This is a genomic window from Mesorhizobium sp. WSM4813 (assembly GCF_055811555.1).
This window is the reverse complement of the sequence record NZ_JBVVQU010000123.1, coordinates 1-3,834: the sequence shown is the minus strand read 5'-3', so window position 1 is coordinate 3,834 and position 3,834 is coordinate 1. Positions and strand designations below refer to the sequence as shown.

General features: G+C 60.0%; 3 protein-coding genes. All 3 read right to left on the bottom strand.

Annotation, left to right across the window (positions count from 1 at the left end):
- Positions 1 to 153 precede the first annotated feature (153 nt).
- The gene (locus AC0L25_RS32205) at positions 154 to 600 is read right to left on the bottom strand and encodes a pyridoxamine 5'-phosphate oxidase family protein (RefSeq protein WP_473599148.1); all 447 of its coding nucleotides are present in this window, start codon (positions 598 to 600) and stop codon (positions 154 to 156) included.
- A gap of 465 nt (positions 601 to 1,065) precedes the next feature.
- Positions 1,066 to 2,583, bottom strand: a complete 1,518-nt coding sequence (adh, locus tag AC0L25_RS32200) for an aldehyde dehydrogenase (protein ID WP_473599147.1) — start codon at positions 2,581 to 2,583, stop codon at positions 1,066 to 1,068.
- Positions 2,584 to 2,728: 145 nt separating this feature from the next.
- Positions 2,729 to 3,697: a helix-turn-helix domain-containing protein gene (locus AC0L25_RS32195; protein WP_473599146.1), complete on the bottom strand. Its 969-nt coding sequence runs from the start codon at positions 3,695 to 3,697 to the stop codon at positions 2,729 to 2,731.
- Positions 3,698 to 3,834 lie beyond the last annotated feature (137 nt).

Here is a 3,834-nt window from a genome sequence, read left to right as displayed (position 1 = left end):
TCGAGGTGGATGTTGAATCAGCACAAGACGCAGCTGTCACATCACAATCGATTCATCGATCACAGGACGTGCTCTAGACGGGTCAAAGCGACCTCCCGCGCGATGCGAATGCGGTAACTCGAACTGCCGAAGCAAATTCCCGTGTCATGCCCACTACTCCCTTACGGCGCGCCCGGACAATTGCTCGACTGCAATCCTGAAAAACACATGCGGCGAATGGTCCGACACTGCGAGTGTGGCCGGCTTTAGGGCTCCCGGCTCCCACCAATTGGCATGTCTACTCAAGATCGACCATGCGTGATCCCGGTCCACCTTGTTGCCGATTTGATCAGGAAGCTCTTCATAGCGGCCATCAACGACGACGCTCTTCCATTCGCGACCTTTGCCTTGCTCGTCGACCTGGACCGACACCAGAGGATTTTCCCGCATCCAGTCGATCTTCTTGCCAGGCATCGAGAACGCGTAGAGATAACGTTGCGCATAGGCATAATAGATCGGAACCAGGTAGGGCTGACCGTCCTTCGCGCATGCCAACCGCGCGAGCCGATTTTTCTCGAGCAGCGTCGTGCATTCCGGAATCGACAGTGTTTGGACAATCATCCTTCGATATCCGTCATTTGTTCCGCGCTTTGTCGGACCATTCGCAGGCAGCTGCGGTCGGTGAAACTTCCCTAACATCAGCCATTGACGGGAGCTTTCATTGACCGGGATCAAATCTCGGCTCTCGTCCATCATTTGACCAGGCGTAACCCCGCCTCGTACGGCCAGCGGCCTGGATGACAGTCAAACTGAAAAGGTAGTGCTTTGAGCACATTTCGCATGCGGTACATCCATCACGGTGCCAGTTGAGGGCAGCAAAGAATCTGGCGGATATCGTGGAGCACGCTTCAGAACGGCACCTCTCGACCGACGGATGTCATTGCGGCGCAATCCTGAGCATCAGGAGATCTGTGCGATGGGTGTCAGGGCTGCCGGTGGTCGCGACTTCCGGGTGCATGGTTTCGTTTGTTTCCAATTTGCAGCGCGGCCCGGAGGGCCGCGCCAATGTGGCACCTTCGGACGCGATCAGAAGAAGCCGAGCTTCTTCGGGCTGTAGCTGACCAGCATGTTCTTGGTCTGCTGGTAATGGTCCAGCATCATTTTGTGGGTCTCGCGGCCGATACCCGACTGCTTGTAGCCGCCGAAGGCCGCGTGCGCCGGGTAGGCGTGGTAGCAGTTGGTCCAGACGCGGCCTGCCTGGATGGCGCGGCCGAAGCGGTAGGCGCGGTTGCCGTCGCGGGTCCAGACACCGGCGCCGAGGCCGTAGAGCGTATCGTTGGCTATTCGTAACGCCTCGTCCTCGTCCTTGAAGGTCGTGACCGAAACCACCGGCCCGAAGATTTCTTCCTGGAAGATGCGCATCTTGTTGTGGCCCTTGAACACTGTCGGCTTGACGTAGTAGCCGCCCGCCAGATCGCCAGGCAGCACGTTGCGTGCGCCGCCGGTCAGCAGCTCAGCTCCCTCATGGCGGCCTATGTCGATATAGGACAGGATCTTTTCCAACTGCTCTGACGAAGCCTGCGCGCCGATCATCGTTGCCGGATCGAGCGGATCGCCCTGCACGATTGCCTCGACGCGCTTCAGCGCACGTTCCATGAACGTGTCGTAGATCGATTCATGAATCAGCGCGCGGCTCGGGCAAGTGCAGACTTCGCCCTGGTTCAGCGCGAACATGACAAAGCCCTCGATCGCCTTGTCGAAGAAATCGTCGTCCTCGGCGACCACATCCTTGAGGAAGATGTTGGGCGACTTACCGCCGAGTTCCAGTGTGACGGGAATCAGGTTCTGGCTAGCGTACTGCATAATCAGCCGGCCCGTCGTGGTTTCGCCGGTAAAGGCGATCTTGGCGATGCGCGACGAGGACGCGAGCGGCTTGCCGGCCTCCAGGCCGAAGCCATTGACGATATTAAGCACGCCGGGCGGGAGCAGATCGCCAATCAAATCAGCCCACAGCAGGATGGCGGCGGGAGTCTGCTCGGCGGGCTTCAGCACGACGCAGTTTCCGGCGGCAAGCGCCGGCGCCAGCTTCCAGCATGCCATCAGCAGGGGGAAGTTCCAGGGAATGATTTGGCCGACCACCCCGAGCGGCTCGTGGAAATGATAGGCAACGGTATCCTCGTCGATCTGGGAAAGGCTGCCTTCCTGGCCGCGCACGGCGCCGGCAAAATAGCGGAAATGGTCAATGGCGAGCGGCAGATCGGCTGCTGTCGTTTCGCGGATCGGCTTGCCGTTGTCCCAGGTTTCAGCGAGCGCGAGGAGATCGAGGTTCTCCTCCATGCGATCGGCGATGCGATTGAGGATCAGCGCACGCTCGGCCACGCTGGTGCGCCCCCAGGCGTCCTTGGCCGCATGCGCCGCGTCGAGCGCTGCTTCGATGTCGCTTGCGCCAGAGCGGGCGACTTCGCACAATAAATGACCGTTCACTGGCGAGAAGTTTTCGAAATACCTGCCGGAAAGCGGCTCGGCCCATTTGCCGCCGATAAAATTGCCATAGCGCTTGTCGAAGGGCGCCTTGACCGAGCGTGAGAATTCAACCTTATTCATGTCTTCCTCCCGAAACAACGTCGCGGGATGCGACGCTTCGGCGAAGAGACTTGCCGCATCTCCCCGCACGCTGTCACGATGCCGAGGACAGTGTGCGGATGGGACGTGTCGCAGAATTGCGACAGTCATGCTGGATTCGAAAAGATCAGTGCGACCTATGGACATCCAGCCGGTTGAGCTTCCGGTGGAGCGTCGCACGGCTGATCCCGAGCGCTTCGGCCGCGGCCGAGACATTTCCATCTGTCCGCGCCAGCGCCCGTTGCAGCACCCCGCGCTCCGCCTCGGCGAGGACTTCGGTGACTTTCCTCGCCCCAGCAATCAGATCGGCCGCAGGGATTGGCTTCTGGAGACACTTTTGTGTGATTCCAAGCGCCAGGCGCGCTGAGCGGGTCGCACCGACCACAAGGTCGTCCGCATCAACCGCGACCAGCGCCCCAGAACCCTTGTCGGCCACCGGTGCGAGCAGAATTCGCGCCTTGGGGAACGCCATCTTGAAGTTCTCCGCCTCGATGCGCCGCGAGGCGTCGACTACAGCTACGGAAATGAGATTGGCGAAGGCTTCGGTTAGATCCGCCCGGCAGGAAGACACGTCGAGGGCAGCAACAAGCTCCCCCTCGTGATCGTAGATGGGCGCGGTGATGCAACTCAGGGCGGTATTACGCGTGTGAAAATGCTGTTCGCGGTGGATCGTCAGCACGCGCTGCTCGACTAGACAGGTGCCGATGCCGTTGGTGCCCTCGCTCTCCTCGTTCCAAACCGATCCTGTCCACAAGCCCCAGGAATGAAACGTCTTGTCATCTGCAGGCGCTCCGCGTCGTTCGACCGGTACGCCATCACGGTTAGCGAGAAGCACGCAGCATCCAACACCTCCGACCGCAAGGTAAAGTCTATTAAGGCTTGATTGGGCAGCTCGGACGAGCGGTTCGATCTGTTGTCTGGCCTCGATGAATTCGGCCTCAGTCAGGTATCGCGGCGGTTTGGGATCGGTTGGATCGAGCCGGTGCAGATTCGACGAGCGTCGCCAGGAGGCGACCAGAGCGGATTTCGCCGCGGCATCGGACGCGATTGCGGCCTGTATACGGTCGGCATGATGACCGGATAGATCCTCGACCATGCTGTCCTCCCAAATCCCTACTCTTCCTTTCAGTTCCTAACCAGGTCTGTTCAAGACAGGAAGTTGTGTGCGTCAAGTTCTGCAAAAATGGCGTGGCATTCAGCGGTGACGTTGGCGTGTCCGCCGCGCAGCCCCCG